The sequence below is a fragment of the Deltaproteobacteria bacterium genome (genome assembly GCA_019310525.1).
Lineage (GTDB): Bacteria > Desulfobacterota > DSM-4660 > Desulfatiglandales > HGW-15 > JAFDEE01.
On the sequence record JAFDEE010000041.1, the window covers coordinates 18632 to 37755 of the forward strand.

The 19124-nt window shown below is 52.0% G+C and carries 16 protein-coding genes; 7 read left to right on the plus strand and 9 right to left on the minus strand.

What is annotated here, in order from left to right; all coding sequences use genetic code 11:
* Positions 1-237 precede the first annotated feature (237 nt).
* Positions 238-2274: an enoyl-CoA hydratase/isomerase family protein gene (locus JRF57_09555; protein ID MBW2303945.1), complete on the minus strand. Its 2037-nt coding sequence runs from the start codon at positions 2272-2274 to the stop codon at positions 238-240.
* A 574-nt stretch (positions 2275-2848) separates the two neighbouring features.
* On the opposite strand from JRF57_09555, the gene nadA reads away from it, so the two are divergent.
* From nadA to JRF57_09580, 5 genes are all read left to right on the plus strand, one after another.
* Entirely contained in the window at positions 2849-3751 is a 903-nt protein-coding gene (nadA, locus tag JRF57_09560; GenBank protein ID MBW2303946.1) for a quinolinate synthase NadA, read from the plus strand.
* Between the two features lie 21 nt (positions 3752-3772).
* The gene (locus JRF57_09565; protein ID MBW2303947.1) at positions 3773-5512 is read left to right on the plus strand and encodes an aminotransferase class V-fold PLP-dependent enzyme; all 1740 of its coding nucleotides are present in this window, start codon (positions 3773-3775) and stop codon (positions 5510-5512) included.
* A gap of 605 nt (positions 5513-6117) precedes the next feature.
* The gene (locus tag JRF57_09570) at positions 6118-8067 is read left to right on the plus strand and encodes a Cache 3/Cache 2 fusion domain-containing protein (GenBank protein MBW2303948.1); all 1950 of its coding nucleotides are present in this window, start codon (positions 6118-6120) and stop codon (positions 8065-8067) included.
* 869 nt (positions 8068-8936) lie between these two features.
* Positions 8937-9413 (plus strand): Rrf2 family transcriptional regulator, encoded by a 477-nt coding sequence (locus JRF57_09575; protein ID MBW2303949.1) that lies wholly within the window; start codon positions 8937-8939, stop codon positions 9411-9413.
* Positions 9388-9831, plus strand: coding sequence for an MOSC domain-containing protein (locus tag JRF57_09580; protein MBW2303950.1), 444 nt, complete (start codon positions 9388-9390; stop codon positions 9829-9831). Before JRF57_09575 ends, JRF57_09580 begins: the two co-directional genes overlap by 26 nt.
* Before the next feature lie 22 nt (positions 9832-9853).
* On the opposite strand, the gene JRF57_09585 is transcribed toward JRF57_09580, so the two are convergent.
* The 5 genes from JRF57_09585 to JRF57_09605 all read right to left on the minus strand — a co-directional run bounded on the left by JRF57_09585 (position 9854) and on the right by JRF57_09605 (position 12799).
* Entirely contained in the window at positions 9854-10300 is a 447-nt protein-coding gene (locus JRF57_09585; protein ID MBW2303951.1) for a universal stress protein, read from the minus strand.
* A 17-nt stretch (positions 10301-10317) separates the two neighbouring features.
* Positions 10318-11223 (minus strand): protein kinase, encoded by a 906-nt coding sequence (locus JRF57_09590; GenBank protein ID MBW2303952.1) that lies wholly within the window; start codon positions 11221-11223, stop codon positions 10318-10320.
* Between the two features lie 3 nt (positions 11224-11226).
* Positions 11227-11793, minus strand: a complete 567-nt coding sequence (locus tag JRF57_09595; GenBank protein MBW2303953.1) for a GAF domain-containing protein — start codon at positions 11791-11793, stop codon at positions 11227-11229.
* Positions 11794-11854: 61 nt separating this feature from the next.
* Complete coding sequence (locus JRF57_09600; GenBank protein MBW2303954.1) at positions 11855-12193, minus strand: hypothetical protein; 339 nt, start codon at positions 12191-12193, stop codon at positions 11855-11857.
* Between the two features lie 42 nt (positions 12194-12235).
* Positions 12236-12799 (minus strand): NAD(P)-binding domain-containing protein, encoded by a 564-nt coding sequence (locus JRF57_09605; GenBank protein ID MBW2303955.1) that lies wholly within the window; start codon positions 12797-12799, stop codon positions 12236-12238.
* A gap of 630 nt (positions 12800-13429) precedes the next feature.
* On the opposite strand from JRF57_09605, the gene JRF57_09610 reads away from it, so the two are divergent.
* Together JRF57_09610 and JRF57_09615 are read left to right on the plus strand one after the other, a co-directional pair.
* Complete coding sequence (locus JRF57_09610) at positions 13430-13603, plus strand: hypothetical protein (protein MBW2303956.1); 174 nt, start codon at positions 13430-13432, stop codon at positions 13601-13603.
* A gap of 303 nt (positions 13604-13906) precedes the next feature.
* The gene (locus JRF57_09615; protein ID MBW2303957.1) at positions 13907-15886 is read left to right on the plus strand and encodes a class I adenylate cyclase; all 1980 of its coding nucleotides are present in this window, start codon (positions 13907-13909) and stop codon (positions 15884-15886) included.
* A 20-nt stretch (positions 15887-15906) separates the two neighbouring features.
* Here JRF57_09615 and JRF57_09620 read toward each other — a convergent pair whose 3' ends face one another.
* The 3 genes from JRF57_09620 to JRF57_09630 form a co-directional block, all read right to left on the minus strand.
* Positions 15907-17445, minus strand: a complete 1539-nt coding sequence (locus JRF57_09620) for a topoisomerase DNA-binding C4 zinc finger domain-containing protein (GenBank protein ID MBW2303958.1) — start codon at positions 17443-17445, stop codon at positions 15907-15909.
* Between the two features lie 186 nt (positions 17446-17631).
* Complete coding sequence (locus tag JRF57_09625) at positions 17632-18123, minus strand: hypothetical protein (protein MBW2303959.1); 492 nt, start codon at positions 18121-18123, stop codon at positions 17632-17634.
* A 42-nt stretch (positions 18124-18165) separates the two neighbouring features.
* Positions 18166-18981: a ParA family protein gene (locus tag JRF57_09630; protein ID MBW2303960.1), complete on the minus strand. Its 816-nt coding sequence runs from the start codon at positions 18979-18981 to the stop codon at positions 18166-18168.
* Between the last annotated feature and the right edge of the window lie 143 nt (positions 18982-19124).

Below are 19124 nucleotides of genomic sequence, written 5' to 3' on the forward strand. Positions count from 1 at the left end.
GCATGGGGATCTTTTCCTCGTTCCCGGGTCACCCCCATCCCTAACCCCATGAAATAACGAAGGTTTACCTGCTGCTATCTGGCAGGCCTCCCAACAGGTCACTTCCGAAAAGATCCCCATGCCCATTTTCCGGTGGTGCGAGTAGCCTTCTAATCTGCTGACCTCATGGGGAGTTATATTCTCCCAGAGATACAAAAAGACAGGCTGCTCGATTTTTCTTGTGGGCCCTGGGGCTGGTTATTTCCCCTCGAAGACTGGTCGGCCTTTCCCGACGCTCGTAAGCCCCGTGAGGGCGTCCTTGGTGGAAAAGATCTCCTTGAGATGATCCAGCTCCAGCCGGGTGGCTTCAGCCAGGGGTTTCCCGTAACCTTCGTCCATGATCTGGTTGGCCAGCCTCAAGGCGATCGGGGCCTTGGTGGAGAGGATCTTGGCCGTCTTTGCTGCGAGAGGATCATCGCTTTCGGCGAATTTGCCATCAAGCAGGCCTGGTATGTTGTCATCTGAAAAGAGCGCCTTGATCTTCCGCCATTCCTCGGGGAGTTCTTCTTCTTTTCGTCCCTTGTTGGGAACCAGGGTTCCGTCTGAAATCCCGGACTTGATCTTTTCCTCGATCTCTTCAGGGGAGAAGAGATAATCAACGAGTCCGATGGCATGGGCCTCTTCGGCGGAAATGATTCTGCCCGTGAAGACCAAGTACTTGGCCAGCTCTTTCCCGATGTAACGGCTGGGTCGCTGTGTGCCTCCCAGGCCCGGGTAGATTCCGATCCCTGTCTCGGGAAATCCCATCACGGCCTTGGGCGAGGCGGCGATGACATCCGCCGCCAGGGCATATTCCAGTCCGCCCCCGAGGGCGAGACCTTCCATCTTTGCCACCACCAGTTTTTTGCAATCGTCGATGCGCTGGAGGACCTTCTGGCCGTATGCGGTGAAGGCCACGTTGTCATCCAGGCGGTCTTCCTTGATGCATTGAATGAAGAAACCGATGTCAGCCCCCGCAACAAAGGCCTTCCCGGTGGCATCCAGGATGATAGCCTCGGTTTCCGGATCGGATTCTGCCTGTATGAAGGCCTCTTCCAGTTGCTTGACGACAGTCTCGTTCAAAGCGTTCATGGCGTCGGGCCTGGCTATGGTCACCCTTCCCACACGGCCGTCCCGGGAATACTTCACGTACCGGATCTCCCAAGGCTCTCTTTTTTCTTTCTGACGTTCCAGGGTGGCGGGGATCCGGATGGAGGGCCAGGATTCGAGCAGGCTCCGGACCATTTCATAGGCCTTGTCGATTCCTACCCTGTTCATCAGCTCGAAGGGTCCCCTTTTCCACCGGAGACCCACCTTGGCCCCCAGATCCGTGTCCGCAACGTCCGAGACCCCTTCCTCCAAGAGTGAAGAGGCGACGAAAAACACCACAGACAGCAGCCTGTCGGCGACCTCCTGGAGCCTGTCTTCCTGGATCTCGCCTTCCAGAGGCCAGAGTTCGCCGGAGCCGGCCTGTTCCCTGAGCCTGGCCGAGGGCGCATAGAAGGGCCCCAGCTTGTCTCCCAGGGTGGTTGAGGAATGAAGGGCGATGGGAATGCCTGTCACGTTCATGAGCTTGAACGGCCCCATCCCGATGCCGAGGGAGTCCATGGCGGCCTTATCTATGGTGGGAATGTTGGCGATTCCTTCTTCGAGGATGCGGGTGGCCTCGTTCAACCAGGGGACGAAGAAGCGATTTACGGCAAACCCGGGGGCATCTTTTACCAGGATGTCGATCTTGCCCGTGAGCTTGGAGTAATGTTTGCAAACCGCAGTGGTCTCCTCGGAAGTCCGGCTCCCCGGGATGATTTCCAGTAGGCGGTTTTTCGCCGGGTGATAGAAGAAGTGAAGACCGATGAAGCGGTCCGGCCGCTTGGTTGCTGAGGCCAGCTCATCCACTGAAAAAGAAGAAGTGTTCGTCGCCAGGATGGTTTTAGGTTCGCAGATCTCGTCGAGCCTCTGAAACAGGTCCTTCTTAACGGCCATGTCTTCGAAAACGGCCTCGATGACCAAGTCGCAGTCCCGGGTCTCTGAAACGTCCGTGGTACCCCGGATCCGACCCAAAACTTCGTCCACCTTCTCGGGCTTGAAGATTTTCCGATCGACCGCTTCCTGGAGCGTGCTTTTGATGGTCTCCAATCCCCTTTCTACAAACTCCGGTTTGATGTCGACCATGACGACCGAAAGGCCTTCCTGGGCCGTTTTCTGGACGATCCCGCTTCCCATGTTGCCGGCGCCTATAATACCTACTTTTTTCATGTCTCGAACCTCCGTTTGAGTATTTTTCCGATCATCAGTGATTTGCCATCACTCCTCAGAAACGGTCTCCCGGGGGCCGTATCGGATCCCGGAACCCGTGAAGCCTTTTCCGCTCCGATCAGGAACATGTCAGCCTTCAGGTGAGATGATCCATCTGCAGCCAGTGACTCTCTCACGGATCTATACCCCGGGAATCCTTATCAAAAGGAAAAGTAGGGGTCAATAAAAAAGAAGTCATCAACAACTTTGGATAAGTGTCCTAACTTATCGAACTAACACCTTTTACTGTTTTCCTTTTTCAAAACCAAAAGGTCATGTCAAAGACTCCGGCCAGGGTCTTCCCGCTTCCAAATCACTTGACGGGTCTAAGGGAAATTCATTATAGGTAGTCAGGTTTTATCCCAAGATGATTCTAAGGGCCGGGGGTTCCCTGGATCATGTATGATATGGGTCGCACCCCTTGACCCCTTGAATCTTTGAATCCTCAAGCCAATCCGAACCGGAACGGCCGTTAACTGCTAGGGAGGCATTTGATATTTCCATGGATGGTCATGATCCACAGGAACTTCAAGAAATGGGAGCGGCCATCCGGGCGCTCCTCAAGGAAAAGAAGGGTATTCTTTTAGCACACAATTACCAGCGGCCGGAAGTGCAGGACCTGGCCGATCTCTGTGGGGATTCCCTGGAATTGTCCATTCGGGCGAGCCGGACCGATGCCGAGGTCATCGTTTTTTGCGGCGTCCATTTCATGGCGGAGACGGCCGCCATCCTTTCCCCGGAAAAAAGGGTTCTGCTTCCCGTAGTGAGCGCCGGATGTCCCATGGCGGACATGTTGGGGGCCGATGAGTTACGGGAAAAGAAGCGGGAAATGCCTGGGGCCGTGGTGGTCTCTTATGTGAACACGACGGCCGAGGTTAAGGCGGAGAGCGATATATGCTGTACCTCGGCTAATGCTGTTCAGGTGATCCGATCCATTGATTCGGACAAAGAGATCCTTATGACTCCGGACAAAAACCTGGCCCTTTACACCATGAAACAGACCGGAAGGGCCATTCACTACTGGGAGGGATATTGCCCTATCCACAATAACCTCCGGGCGGATAAGGTTCTGGAAGTCAAAGCAGCCCATCCCGGGGCCTTGTTTATGGCCCATCCCGAATGTCCGCCCGAGGTTCTTGAAATAGCGGATCTTGTAAAGAGCACCTCAGGGATGATAGCCTTTGCCGCTGAATCGGATCACGAAGAATTCATCATCGGGACGGAGACAGGCATCCTCCATCCCCTTTCCAAGGCCAATCCCGGAAAGACCTTCATCCCCGCAGACCCTGCGATGGTCTGCAAGGACATGAAAAAGACAGGATTGAAGGAGATCTATGAGGCCTTAAAAAGCCTCCAACCCGTGGTGACCGTACCCGAGGAGATCCGGGTGAAGGCGAAGGGTGCAGTGGAACGGATGTTGGCTGTACCTCGCGGATGAAAGGGTTTCCGCAGGAGAGGTATGTACCCTAAATCAAAAAAAGTCCAAAGCAGCCTGGAATACCTCCGGAAGCTCTTCATCATGCCGGACAAGCCGGACAAGTTCATCGAGTTCGGCCACGACCTCCTGGAGATGATCCACGATTTCTTCGCTGAGAAAGGGGGGATTCACAGCAGCATCACCCTCCCGGAACTCAGTGAGATCTTCAGCCAACTATCCATGCCCGAAGGCCCCCACCTCATCAAGGATGTTTTGGCAGAGATCAAGGGGAAGGTCACCGCCCACTCGGTGAAGGTCGGAAGTCCTTACTACATTGGACATATGACGAGCGCCATCCCCTACTTCATGATCCTGCTAGAGATGATCATCGCCGCCCTGAATCAGAATCAGGTCAAGATCGAGACGGCCAAGGCCTCCAGCTTCGTGGAAAGGGAACTCCTGGCCTGGTTTCACCGTCTGGTCTACAATCGAACGGAAAGGTTTTACAGGAAAAACATACAGAATCCCCGGGTCGCCTTGGGAAACGTGACCGCAGACGGCACCATCGGGAACCTCACTGCTCTTCTCATCGCAAGGGAAAAGGCCTTTCCTCCTGACGGCCGCTTCACGGGTTGCCGTATGGCGGGCATGGCCAAGGCCCTCAAGCATTACGGATACGAGAGGGGAGTCATTCTCGTCTCCGCCCGGGGCCATTACTCCATCCGAAAGTCTGCAAATGTCCTCGGCCTGGGAGAAGAAAACGTGTTGCCGGTTCCTGTTGACCATTTCAACCGGGTGGACCTGCGGAGCCTCAGGCGGAGAATCCGGAATCTCGAAGCCAGGGAAGGACGGACAAAGATAATTGCTATCGTGGGCATCGCCGGGACCACGGAGACGGGCAACATCGACAACCTCCAGAAGTTGGGTGAGATCGCGAGAGAGGTAGGGGCCCACTTTCATGTGGATGCCTGTTGGGGCGGTTCAGCCCTTCTGGTTGATGAATACCGGCCGATATTCAAGGGAATCGAGACATCAGACTCAGTCACCATCGACGCCCACAAGCTTCTCTATTGCCCCATGACCATGGGCATGGTGCTTTTCAGGAGCGAGAAAGACCTCAACTACATCAGGCAGAGTTCGAATTACGTGATCCGCAGGAATTCCGTCGATATGGGCCGTTTCACTCTGGAAGGATCCCGGCCCTTTGCCAGCCTCAAGCCTTGGGCGGCCCTGAAGATCATCGGCAGGGATGGATACCGGCTTCTTTTCCGGAGCGCCCGGGAAAACACCGATACCCTCAAAGAAATCCTGGAGAGGTGGGGCAATTTCGAGATTCTCAACCGCCCCGAGCTCTTCATCCTGAATTACCGGTTTATTCCCCACTCGGTCCAAACCAGGATCAGGGAGTGGAACGAGGTGTCAATAGAGAAAAAAAAGTCTGATGATAGGGAAGCGGTCAAGGAAGTTGAGAAAAACATCCGCAAGGTGAACCATCTCATAAATGGATTGAATATCAAACTCCACAAAGCATTGAGAATGGATGACACAACCTTTGTCTCCAGGACCACCCTGGAATCCACACCCTACCGCCCTCAGAAGATAGTGGTTCTCCGTGCCGTTCTTATGAATCCCCTTACGAACCCCTCTATTCTCGAGGAGATCGTGGATACCCAGAACCGCATCGGGCTGGAATTGTGGCGGGAGTTCGATCCTGCTTTCAAACGCCTGCTGGCCGGAGCCCGGTCTCTTCCCAGCGAGCTGGCCATGGGTCGGGGCTGCTGACCCCCCATCCTTAGGCTCCTGAAATCTTCTCCAAAAGAACAAAGTCGGCAGACACTGTCGAATCCCTCCATCTCCTTTTTTCATGGTCTCTTGGAGCGAGACCTTATTTCATGGGGTAGGGATGGGCAGACTCGGAAACAATGAAAAGACCCCCATGCCCCTCCATTGTAACCCGGTGAGTATTCAAAATACTGTATTGCATCCCTGTGGTTGAAATTTTCGTCTTCCCCTTCGGGGGCGTGGGTCTTACGGGCTGGAGGCTGACCTTGAACAAAATTGAACGTTTTTCAAGGATCCCAAGGTCACGACACAAAGCGTTTTTGCGTCCAATTTTTTTGGACAATATCCAATAAAACCAGAAAATGGAAAACATATCAGAAATATTTGGGCTTTGTTTCATTATGCAATATAAAGGTATAGTTCTATGAATTGTGAATAATTATAGCAATCCATAAAATGGCATTTTTCTTGAATAATCAGAGATGAAAAATGGCTGAAACCACGCTTTCAGTCGAATGGCCCGAAGGTTCCTGTGAAAGGCCAGTGAATGGCGAGTGATGCAGGTCAACCTGAAAGCATACTGAACGGAGGGGAGGAATTGAAAAATGAGAAAAGGGTCACTTCATTTTAAACTCGTGGTGGCCGGTGTATTGCTGGTCTTGATCCCGGTGGCGCTGCTCGGGGTTCTTTCGGTGAACAAGACCACGAAGGCACTGAAGGAGATCTCGGGAGACCGGGCGATCCATATAGCAAAAAACTTGGCCGAGATGACTCAAATTCTGTTAACCGAGGAAGAGAAGCTGGCCGCAAGCCTCTCACGGACCAATGCCGTCGTTAAGGCCGTCACTGAGTTGGAGGAAAAAGGGCCTGAAAAAGCAAAGGAGGCTGTTGCAGTCCTTGACAGGGAACTGGCGGCCATCAAGAAGCGACTGGGTGACCAGTACGAAACCCTTTCCGTGACCGATTCCAAGGGGAAGGTTTTTTCAGATGGTGTTGGGGGCAGTCATAAAGGAATCGATATCTCAAGTCGGCCTTACTTTCAAACAGCAAAAATAGAAGGGAAGGTCGTTATCTCAGATCCTGTCAAGTCGAAATCCTCCGGAAAACCGGTCATTCCAGTGTGTGCCCCGATCTTTTCGTCAAGCGGAAAATTCGCGGGGGCATTAATCACCGTGCTCAGGATTGAGTCTCTCTGTGATGCCATTACATCCCACAAAGTTGGGAAAACCGGGTATCCTTTCATGGTGGACGAAAAGGGGTTGACTATCGCCCATCCCAACAAAGAAAACATCTTCAGGTTGAATGTCAAGGAAATCCCGGGAATGGAAGACATCGCAGAGAGGATGCTGAACCGGGAAGTGGGTATTGAGGGTTATCAATACAAGGGCCAGAACAAAACTGCCGCCTTTGCCTCCATTCCTATTACCGGGTGGAGTATCGCTGTAACCCAGGCCAATGAAGAGTTTCTCGGGACGGCCAGCAGTATCCGAAATCGTATTTTTTTGCTAGGTGGGGGACTGTTGATCGCGGCCGTTCTGGGAGCGATTTTCTTCGCAAGGAGTATCTCCAGGTCGATTCAACGAATCATCCAGGGGCTCAGTGAGGGAGCGGAGCAGATGGCATCGGCTGCAAGCCAGGTCTCTTCAGCGAGCCAGTCGCTGGCCGAGGCCTCCTCCGAGCAGGCTGCATCACTCGAGGAGACCTCTTCCTCCCTTGAGGAGATGTCGTCCATGACCAAGCAGAATGCGGATCATGCCACCGAGGCGGATAACCTCATGAAGGAGGCAAATTCCATCGTTGGCAAGGCAAACGGGAGCATGAAGGATCTGATCCAGGCCATGGAGGAAATTACGAAGTCAAGCGAAGAAACCTCCAATATCATCCGCACCATTGATGAGATCGCCTTCCAGACCAATCTCCTGGCCTTGAACGCTGCCGTAGAGGCGGCCAGGGCCGGGGAGGCCGGGGCGGGGTTCGCCGTTGTGGCGGACGAAGTCAGGAATCTGGCCATGAGGGCGGCCGAGGCCGCGAAAAACACGGCGATCCTTATCGAGGATACAGTCAAGAGTATCAAGGACGGATCGGAACTGGTGGCCAGAACCAACGAAGAGTTTTCCCAGGTATCCCAGAGCGCCGCGAAGGTGGGTGAGCTTGTAGGTGAAATCGCCGCCGCCTCCACTGAACAGGCCCGCGGGATCGAGCAGATAAACTCGGCGGTGGCAGAGATGGACAAGGTCGTGCAGCAAAACGCGGCCAATGCTGAAGAATCGGCCAGCGCCTCCGAGGAGATGAGCGCACAGGCTGAACAGATGAAGGCCATGGTGAAGGAATTGACGGCCCTGATTCAAGGATCCGGCAAAGGAACCAGAAGAAGGAAAGAACGCTTTGCCAAGAAAGCTGAGCCTTCCATGGCCCGCAAGGAAAACCAAAAACAAGCCCAGGTCCTTCAGAAGGTTTCCGGGGGCGGAGAATCCCTTCCCGTCAGTGGTGGAAACCGGGAAGTCAGGCCTGAAAAAGTCATTCCTTTGAACGAAGACGATTTCCAGGATTTTTAATATATGTCGAATGTCCCGGGAACCGATCCAGGCTCCCGGTGGCACGGGTGAGCGACCCCGGGAATAATCCGGCGTCTTTTCACCCGAATCAAAACCCTCCCTCCAACAGCGGATCCCGGGAGTTGACCGGGCTCCCGGGGTTCGCTCCCCTCCTCTTGCGTTGACAGCAAAAAAGAAAACCGCTTAATATGGCGCTTCCGAACGAAGATTGAAGGAGGCGATTTTATTCCGCCGCCCTGATCGAATCAGTATCGCCAGGCGACTGATCGATTGGTTTGTCGAAAACCATACTTGACACCCCGGCCCGGTTTTAAAGGCCATGAAAGTACGGTGGGGGCAAGTGAAGAAGTGTAGGCTGCCTCCTCCAGCAGGTTGTTGAAAAACGTAGTGAGCGCAGTAGCTTTTCAACAGCCTGCTGAATGGCTCCGTAGAATCAAATAATGGCCTGCCTTTTTTCCTGCCGGTCTTGTGGCTCATCCCTTTTTGGTCCACCCAGGCTTTTATGTACCTTTTTTCGCTGGGGAGATACCGGGGCCGTTTTCCTTCTTGGGATAGAATTTCAGATCGCCATATGCATGACTTCCCTGAAATTGACCCATGGTAAATTGTAAGCGTTTTTATCCTAGCAAATACATAGGAAAAATTGTAAGATTAACATCTAATTTATGATGTCGACCCGCAAAAGACCGCATGTATCTCATAACGTTTTACAGGTGCGGGAGTCCGGATTTATTGACTGATTCTTTGCGGTACCTGGACAATTTTTTGATAGATGAGAGCATTTTTCAGTTTCGGACATTAGAGGCAAGGTTCGTGATTGTTTTTGATCTGGAAAGGGCGGCCGATTTATCGATTGAGGAGAGGGAAGAATGAAGCTTTCAACGAGAACCCGCTATGGAACCAGGTTGATGCTCGACCTGGCGAGGCATTACGGAAAGGGTTTTCTCCAGCTTCGAGAGATTGCGGAACGCCAGGAGATTTCACTGAAATACCTTGAGCAAATCGTTATTCCCCTGAAGAAGGCTCACTATATCGAAGCCTCCCGCGGGGCCAAAGGTGGATATAGATTGGCAAGGCCCCCGGAAAAGATCATGGTTGGTGAAATCGTGGCCCTGTTGGAACGCGGGGGTATGCTCAGCGAATGTCTTGATGACCCTTCGATCTGCAAACGATCCGATTTCTGCCCGACCCGTCATCTCTGGAAAGAGGCTGAAGAGGCCATTTTCGAAAAACTTAACCGTGTCTCCCTGAAAAGCCTGATGAAGGAAACAGGCGACGAGATCGAGGCGGAATCAAGAACGAGGAAGGAAGATTCTGGTTATGAGGGTTGTTTCCATCGCTGTTAGCAAGAAAAAGGGTACAGGAAAGATTCCAGTCCGAGAGGCCGAAGTTGTGATCAATCATGGTATCCGTGGCGACGCCCATGCGGGATCGTGGCACCGCCAGGTGAGTTTTCTCGCCTCGGAACAGATCGAGCAATGCCGGGCACGGGGACTTGATGTGGACTTCGGAGATTTTGCTGAAAACATCGCGACTGAGGGGGTGGATTGGAAACAAGTTCCGGTAGGGTCCAAGGTGAGGATCGGTGATGCCGTGATCCTGGAAATCACTCAGATCGGGAAGGAATGCAGGAAAAAATGCGCGATCTATTACCAGGCCGGAGATTGTATCATGCCAAGGGAGGGTACCTTTGCGCGTGTATTGAAAGGGGGAGCCGTTCGGGTGGGTGATTCTGTGAAAATCGAAAAAAGCCGGATTCCTTAATAGTCCGGAGCGGGAAAATTAGTTATTCGGACTTCACCACAAGGACCGCGGCACCTTCCAAGGCCCGAACCAGCTTCACGCTGACATCCCCCAAGACGAATTCCTCCGCCTTGGACATCTTCTTTCGGCCGATAACCACCATATTGTATTTTCTTTTTTTACATTGATCAATAATGCCGTCCGCTATGGTCGGGTAAGGTTCGGTCACCAGCTTGATCTCGATATGATCCGGGTTGAATCCCGCCTCGACGAGCTTGTCCCTGGCCTTTTCCAACATGGCCCTATAACGCTCGGGGAGTTCCTCCGTGAATTTCTTGCCCATCAGTTCTTCGCTTGCCGACGGTTTTCTGAAAAGATGAATAAGCGTGATGTGCCAGTCTTCCGGGCAGAATGACAGCTGGGCCAGGTATTCCACGACGGCCCTGGAACTTACGGAATCATTGAGTGATACAAGGATTGAATTCGGCAAGGTTTACCCCTTCCTTCTTAGAAATCCGTATACAGACAACGGTTCAGGTCTTCAAGCATCTCTTCCACCTGTTCATAGTAAACGTTCGCTCCGATGGAGAAATGCATGATTATGTCGTTGAGTGATTTTGGGATATAGGGATAAAGCTTCTTCAGGTTGACGAAACGCCTCTTGAAGATGATGGAAAAGTCATCCCGATCAAGACGGTCCTTTAAGTCTCCATAGACCATGGTATCCTTCCGGATCATTTCTATAGCATGAAATCCCTTGCCCACGGCATTGATCAAAACGTTTCCAAGCCCGAAGATATCGAGGCTGTATGGGTTTTCAAGGGCCTCGTAATCATAGTCAAAATCGATCCAGACGTAGTTCCCTGTCTTGTTTTCGACCATGAGATGATCATTGCGAATGTCCCCATGCTTAAAACCCAGGTGATGAAGATGCCGGATGGCTTCAAAGGCCTTGATCAATTTTTTCAAAATGACCGGAAAATGGTTTTCGAAATAGTGCCGGTGGCTCATCTCAAGGGCGTCTGTATAAAGAAAGAAGTTGGGACCGTGAACGATATCCAGTACACGGATGATGTTTTCCTTTTCATCGCGGAATGCCCTTCCCTGCATGAAATGGGGGTGTTCTCGAACTGCTTCTAATATGCGGGCTTCCTTGTCGGGATTCCTGAAGCAAGTGATTTTCGCTCCTCCGAGGCTGGTCTCGAAGGATTCCAGAAAGGTAAGCTTCAGGATCTTCTTTTCTCCTGTCTCAAGATCCACAGCCCTCTTGACCCAGAATTTGGGATCGTCCATGCCGAAGCGGCGTTCCCGTTCATGACCCGTGACCCTGTATCGCTTTTCACCGATCTGTATGATATCGCCCCGGTCGATGGAAAAGATATCCGAAGTGTCAGTGAACAGCCTTCCTTTCACGGATCAAAGGTCCTCCAGCACCCTCTGGGGAAGACTCTCGACCGCCGTCTTGATCTTTTCGGCAAAATTACGAAGACCATTGTTTTCAATGACCAGGCCGAGCTGTTCGGCCAGCACACACATGGCGCTGACATCCTCCGGGTGAAACGGGCGGGATTCGCTTTGATAAATCCTGATAGACCCGATGACATTCCGCCGGTGCTTAATGGGTACGCAGAGCATGGAGGTGATACCCTCTTTCACCGCCTCCTCAGGGTAGTGGATCCGTGGATCAGTGCTCATATCCTTCACAAAGATCGGTTCACCGGAAAAAAAGGAGCAATACTTCTCATCTGCGAATATGGGCCCCTTGTGGAGGTAGGCGTCACTGATGCCGTAACTGCCTACTGTGAATAACTGGTTTTCCCGCTCGTCGAAGATCATGATGCTGCATCCCTTTGCCCGGAACGACCTGGCGGTGCCTTCAGCGATGTGATTGACCAGGAGGTTGAAATCCTCATAGGTTGAGATAGCATGGCTGATGGCTTTGAATTCATTAAGGTAAAACCTTCTTTTGGTTTGCGGCTTCATGTCTCCTCCTCCCCGGAAAGCTCTTTGATGACCTGGGTTCCTCCACTCGGTCGTCATACCTTCAAGGTTCAGATACCTTATGCCACTTTTCGGCCAAGCGCACGAGCTCTGTCATGGTTTGGTGGGTGATGACACCAAGGCTCCTGGCCTCACCCATTGTCCTGATGGCCCCGTTCAGGGCGTCAATTTCAGTAGGCCTGCCGTTCAAGAGATCCTGGAGCATGGGAGAGAGATTTTCCGAAGTCTTGCGGCAGACTTCAAGCAGGGAATCGTAAAGATCTTCCCCTGGCAATTGAATTCCGTATGCCTGGGCCACTTGTTTCCCTTCGTCGATCAGACGCTTGGCCAGCGAAATGGACTCCATTTTTTCGGTAAGCTGGCCGTTTTTCAACTGGAGCAACGCTGTCAGCGGATTAACGGCCGAGTAAACCAGTGCCTTCGCCTAAATATGTCCCATCACGTTGTCAGTGATCCGCGTATGGATATCCGATGCATTCAGAAGGGCCTGAACTCGTTCGACCCGCTCTCCGATTTCCCCGTCGATCTCGCCGATGATCGTACGTCCCGTTCCGGCATGCCTCACCATGGAATCTCTTAGGGAGGTGGAGCCGTGGTAAGTCACTCCTCCCAGTATATTTTCCGGATCAAGGATCTCGCACAGGGTTTCCACATTTCCAAGGCCTGTTTGGAGGGTCAGGATAGGAGAGGATTCGGTGACAAGGTGACGGATACCCCTGGCTGCTGATGCCGTTACGTAACTCTTTACGGCCAGAATGGTCAGGTCACATGCCTCGATGCTTTTTCCGTCCTGTATCGCCCAGGCCTTGACGGTGAGGTAGGGGGCCGTCCCTGAGGCGCCCAGCTCGATAAACTGGATTCCCTTGTGGTTGATGGCATCCACGATCCCGGGGTCCTTCTCGACAAAGATCACTTCATTGCCGCTTCTTCCGAGCATTCCCCCGAGAAACCTTCCCATGGCCCCGGCGCCCACGATGACGATTTTCATGTTTCTTCCTAACGGAAACGGGACCGGGATGGGCCCCCTCCCTTTCATGGGGTTGCTTCTCTAGTCTGAAGGTATGAAAATTTCTATTTATTAAATAATACCGAAAAACAGGCAACGGAACAAGCATCGAACATGGATATATAGTCGGATCGTTTTTTTATTAGGGTTCAAAGATTCAAGGGGTCAAGTGAGAAAAAGGGATTTAAGGTAAAATGATTTTCACTTGAACCCAGGACCCTTGGCCCCTAAAGCTATCGGCTTCAGCCGATAGTAGTTTGCTGACAATATCTGTTATGGATGCTAGAATAGTGCCCATCCATAAATGGCCTTTTTCCCCAATCTCTCAGGTCAGGCTCAGATTTTAATTATGGTGCCTCTGCCGCTTGGCATCCTTCACGGGGCGGTTAAAATCTTCGCCTCCTTGACCTTGAAGAAAATTGCCTGTCTATGGATGGGCACTAAGATAATTTCGGATTATGCATGACAAATATTGAAAGAAACTTTACTTTCACCCGTCGGGTCAGACTTCCTTCCTGCCGGGTCATGACCTAACAGAGTGAATTTCCATTAAATTATTAACGTATTCAAGATTGCTTGTGCAAGATTTCTGGGTTGAAAAAAGGCTGGAAGATGGTGTTTTCTGTAAAGGCCCTTTCCACTTCAATCCTGCTGATCGCCGGGGGCTTGATCTTTTATGGCATGAGCCGGGAAAATCACGTGGTCTTCCTGGTCGGCTTGTGTCTCGGGATCGGAGGATATCTCCAGATCCGCCGCAGGCTCAGGCGGAGGCCCGAAGACGAATAACAGGAAATGATTCAAGGGTGACCTTTATCCCGGGGGCGCGAATCCGGATCTTATCCAGGGCACATACATGAACGTCTTATTGGTATCAGGGCCGGGCCGCCCAGGAATAAGGTTGATTTCTGATCCCTCCCCTTGAACCGAAAGACGGGAATGCATAGGATGAGAATGGAACAAGGCTGAAATCAGATAATCCGTACGGTTTCGAGAAAGTTCTGGCTTCTTCTGTTTGGTTGCCCTTGACCTTTGATGCTCACCGGCCTATGTTCCCTTTGAAATGATGATTCCACAACAGAGTATTCCATTATGATCAATCACTTTGATACTAATCTGCTTCGAAAAAACAAGATCATTTTCCGGCAATACGCCCAAATGAGGAGAGAGTATGCCTATGAACTTAACCAGGAGAAGGCCTCCGTGGCCTTTGAGATCATCCCGGCCCTCTTAAGCGTCAATGAGCCCGAACTCCCCGGTTTCGTTCCTGACGGGGAGGATGCTTGTGGTGTTTACGGAATCGGAACTTCGAGCGACCTCGAAGGGCAAATCCACCGCTATTTCCCGGAAATGAAAAAGCGCCGCGTCCATTTTCAGAAATACCTGGTCAAGAGACCCATCGTGGAGTCCCTTTTCCTCATGGGGAGCATCGGAACGGTGGCCCAGACGGAGAAGTCGGATTTCGATTTCTGGGTTTGTGTGGACTCTACAGTCTTTGACGCTCGCTGTCTCCGACACTTGCACAAGAAGACCCAGGAGATCTCCCTTTGGTGCGGGAGCACTTTCGGCATGGAAGTCCACTTTTTCATATCGGAGTTGGACCGTGTCCGGGAAAACGATTTCGGGCGGGTGGACGAGGAGAGCACGGGATCAAGCCAGAAGCGGTTCTTGAAGGAAGAGTGTTACAGGACCATGCTGTTCGTTGCGGGAAAGATACCCATCTGGTGGGTGGTTCCTCAGGGAACGGACCGTGAGGGATACTATCGACTCATGGATCGATTCAGGGAAGAGGCCCCTTATGACTTCGACGACTTCGTGGACCTGGGATACTTGGGTAGCATCTCCAGGGAGGAATTCATGGGGACGGCCCTGTGGCACTTGAGCAAGGGCATCAAGGACCCCTTTAAGGCCCTCCTCAAGATGGCCATGATGGAGTGGTATCTTTCCGATGCCTTCGAGGGGAGATTGCTCTGTGATCTTTTAAAGGAACGGGTGCTTGCAGGCGGGAAAAACCTGCTGGATGTTGACCCTTACCTCCTGATGGTGGAAACCGTCCTTGATTATTACCTTTCACAGGGTCGATACGAGCACATGGATCTCGTCCGAAAGGCCTTTTACCTCAAAGCCGATCCAGGAATTACGAGGGTGAAACTACGTCGCGGCCCTGGTGATTACAAGACAGAGGCCTTCAGAGGACTGATCGGGAAATGGGGATGGCCGATCGAGGTCGTGGAGGAACTCAACCTGGTGGAGAAGTGGAGCTATGCCAGGCATTTGAAGCTTTCAACAGAAATCAACAAGTTTTTCTTTTCCACCTACCGCAGGCTTTCCGATAGTCAACTTCTGAAGGAAAGACAGGCGATCAACGACCTGGATCTTACCATCTTGGGAAGAAGAATCTATGTTCTGTTCTCAAGGCAACCCAAGAAACTCCAGTTGATCCCTTACCTTACCGGCAGAAGAATCGTCCTGGACCGTTGCATATTCCAGTACCGGCGCAGCAAGTCCGGTCAGTCGGGGTGGACTCTTCTCGATGCGACCCGCTATGCACTCGAGAGGAACAAGAAGCCGCCCCGCATATTCACTTCGGACCGGATCGTGAGGGCCGCCGCCTGGTTGGTGATAAACGGCATCTTCGATTCTCGCGAAACGACCGTGGAGATGCCTTCTAATCCTTCGGGTGTGGACATCAACCGGTTGATCGAGTTGCTTCGGCACCTCTATGATTTTTTCAAGCCCGGGGAGAGGGGAGTGGGCATGGGAGACGCCCTGCAAAGTGAGGCCAAATACGAGAGAATCGTCGTGGTAGTGGATATGGAGCCTTTAGCCGTACCTGGAGGTCCGTCGAGTATCGATCTGGTTTACAGTAATACCTGGGGTGAGATCTTCACGGATGCCTTTCCTTTCCAGGAAGGGCTCTCAGTCGTGAGCGGGTATGTGCACCAGATGGAGCTGAAGGATCCCTCGGAGGCCGTATCCAGGGTCAAGGTATACCTTCCCCAGACGGAAAAGGACGACGAACGACGAAAGATGATTTACCAGGCGATATTGTTTGGGTTTGCAGGATGTTAAAATGTGGGTTTAGGAGAGACCTAACGTTTTTTCTTAACAACACGTCTCCGAACGACCCGCCTTCTCGGCCTTCTCACCACCCTCCTCTTCCTCCTCCCCCCCTTTGGAGAAGCAAGCGCAGCGGAGGCCACTCCAGGCCCATCTGCCGTTGAATGCTCCTGCCAGTAACCGCAAGTGGCCCTTGGACACTTCAAGATCTCGGTCCCGTCCCTTTTCGTGCCTTCAACCAGGAAAGGATTTTGGCACTGTGGGCAAGGAATATGGAACGGCTTGCCCCAACTGATGAAGTTGCATTCCGGAGCATTACACTTGTAATAGGTCTTACCAGTTGAGGTCTCTTCCCTGCTGATGACTCCTGTTTTGCAAAGGGGACACTGAAGAGAGAGGGCCTGTTCGAACTCCTGGATGCGTTTTTCAATGTCATCTTCCGGAGGTTCCTCTGGTTCAGGCTCAGCCTCAGGTTCAGACTCTTTCGCCTCATCCGCTCCGGGTTCAGGGGGAAGGGATTCATACCCGGTACGGGGATAAGCGGAATCTCCCGTCAAGGCTGCGGTTTCATCCTCATCGGATAACTCTTCTGTCTCATCCATTTCCGGTTGAGCATCTTGGGCATCTTCCCTGGGCTCCATCCCGGCACGATCATCTTCCTCCTCGGCTTTTTCTTCATCCGGCAGTTGGGCCGCATCTGCAGTCTCTCCCTGAGGTGCCTGAGGAAGCGAGGATTCCATCTCCTGGAACGGAATGTCTTTGATTCCGGATTCATCCGTGGCTGTTTCATCGGAGGATAAGGTTTCGATATCGTTGGGTTCAAGGGAAACGCCTTCTTCAGAACCAGTCCCTGCAAACCCTTCCCTTTCCGTTTGCTTTTGGGACTGCTCCCGTATCTTCTTGAGCAGTTCAGCCTGGTAAATATCCGAGAGCTTCCGTCTGGGTCCGATCGTGGATGGTGGGATGAAAATAGGGGAGGCAGGAGTTCGTTCCTTGATTTTTGTTGAGGTAGTGCTGGATTTGCGCCCTTTTCGCGAGGATTTTTCCTGCGATAGGGGAACCCCTTGCATCTTCAAGATCTGATCGAAGACGCGAAGGGCCGATTCCAGGTCTTTTCTCCCGGAGCGAGCTTCATCCACGGCCTGGGCCAGGGATGCGATCAGATTGAGACCCGGCATCTTGGGAAACGCCCGGTCGATCATCTGAACCACGCTGATGGTTGGAGTCTTGGCGGAAATGTGCCCCTCTTCGTCTAGGCCGGCATATTCCTTTTGGATGATATCCTGTAGAATATCCTCCGTGTCTTCCTCCATGGCGAGTCCCATTTCAGTGATTTCCTGGAAGAGGGTGGACAGGGTATAGCGTTCCGACGGATTGGAGAAGTTCTCCATCTCCTCAGTCAGTTGTTCGGTGAGGAGAATCATACTCGTCACGTTTACGAGGTTCAAGGGAAGGTCGTCGATACCATAGTGGCTTCCAAGCAGTCTGTCCATGTGCTGGAAAAAAATTTTATCGAAGCATTCTCTGAGGGTTACACCTTCCGATGGTTTGTTTTCAGCAGGCTTTTCCATATTTTTCTCTCTTCGTCCCCGGACGGTTCATACGCCTCCGCCAGGATCCCTGCAGCTAGCTTCAGGGAGGAATGACAGGTGAGCGCCCCAAAGCACTTTTGCACAAAGGCGGGTTTAACTCCCTCACAATTCCGCTCAGGATACCCCACTGCTTGAAGCGGAAACCTTCATCCCGGTCCTTGCTTTCTACTCCTCCCATTCATTGATCATCTCGCCAGCCTTGGATGCCGATTGAGTAATTTTTTCCTCCGGGGATTCCTCATCATGTGTTGAGGAAACATCGGACCGATCCGGATCCTCTTCTTCCGGCTTGGATTCGTTGATTTGATCCGTCGACTCTTCACCTTCACCTTTCTCGTCCTGAGATTCCCTGCTGGGAGGGGCCTGCTCCTCATCCCTTTTCATGCTTGTGTCTCTCGAAGTGGAAACAGAAAGATAATTTCCATCCCTGTCCAGCAGAACGGAAAGGGTCACTTTGACTTCGAAGTCCAACTGGTAGGCCACTTGTCCCTGGTGTACAACGATATCTCCCCTCTTGTATTCCACGTCCTCGTCGATACCGAGACCGTGCTCTTTTCTGAAGATGTTTTCGAGGGCTTCCCAGTCCAAATCCGCCGTAATAGCGTCGATCAATTCCTGTTCACAGGTCTTGATAACCTCCGAATCCGTGATTTTCATGGTTAATGTTCCCCTTTCATTTAAAAGGTCGTCATTCCCTGCCTATTCTGGAAGGCCGGATACGGCAACCTTCAAATCCCCCCTGGGTTTATCTTCTGTCCGTTGAATGACCTCCCCGGCCAGGTCCAGATACCTCTTGGCCCCAAAAGAGCGGATGTTATGAAAAACCAGAGGTCTTCCAGTCCCGGCACTTTCCCTGAAATCAGTGCTCCTGGGAATCGCGGTTTTAAAAACCGCTTTCCCGAAGTGTTTTCTTGCGGCCTCCGCGATCTTACGGGACGCCGGGTCGTCGGAGTCGAGCATGGTCAACAGGATTCCCGACATGCGGAGACCGGGATTGTACCTGGTTTTCAGCCAACGAAAACACTTGAGGGAGTATTGTATTTCTTCGAGGGCATAGAATTCGCATTGAAGCGGGAGCAGGAACGAGTCGGCGGTGGCCAGGGCACTGGCGCAATAAGAATTCAAGGAAGGGGGGGAATCCAGAATGACGTAATCGTATATCTCCTTAAGATTTATAAATTTTTCTCTCAATCTGAGTTCTTCGTCCATCCCTTTACCGGACAGTAGTAGTAATTCAGGATTGCAGGAGGGAAGGGAGGGAAGGATGTGCAGGTACCTTACGGAAGTGGGAATCGCCGCGCTCTTAGGCGATATTTCTCCGGTCATGATCTTGTAAAGATTGTTGTTTAATTTTTCAGTGAGGCCTTCGAAACTCATGGATGCATGTCCCTGGGGATCAAAGTCAACGAGAAGGGTTTGTTTTTCAGCAAGGGCAAGGGCCGTCGAAAGATTGACGGCCGTTGTGGTTTTGCCTACACCTCCTTTCAGGCTCGCAACGCAGATTATTACACCCATAACCTCTTGAGTTCCTTTTGGTTGGGGATTGCCTTTCAAATATCCGAGGCTCCCCGGATGGCGTATTCACTGAATCTTTCCCCAGGATATCTCACAGCACCTCTTCCGGAAGGTCTTTCTTTTGTAACCTTGTGGTCTCTTGT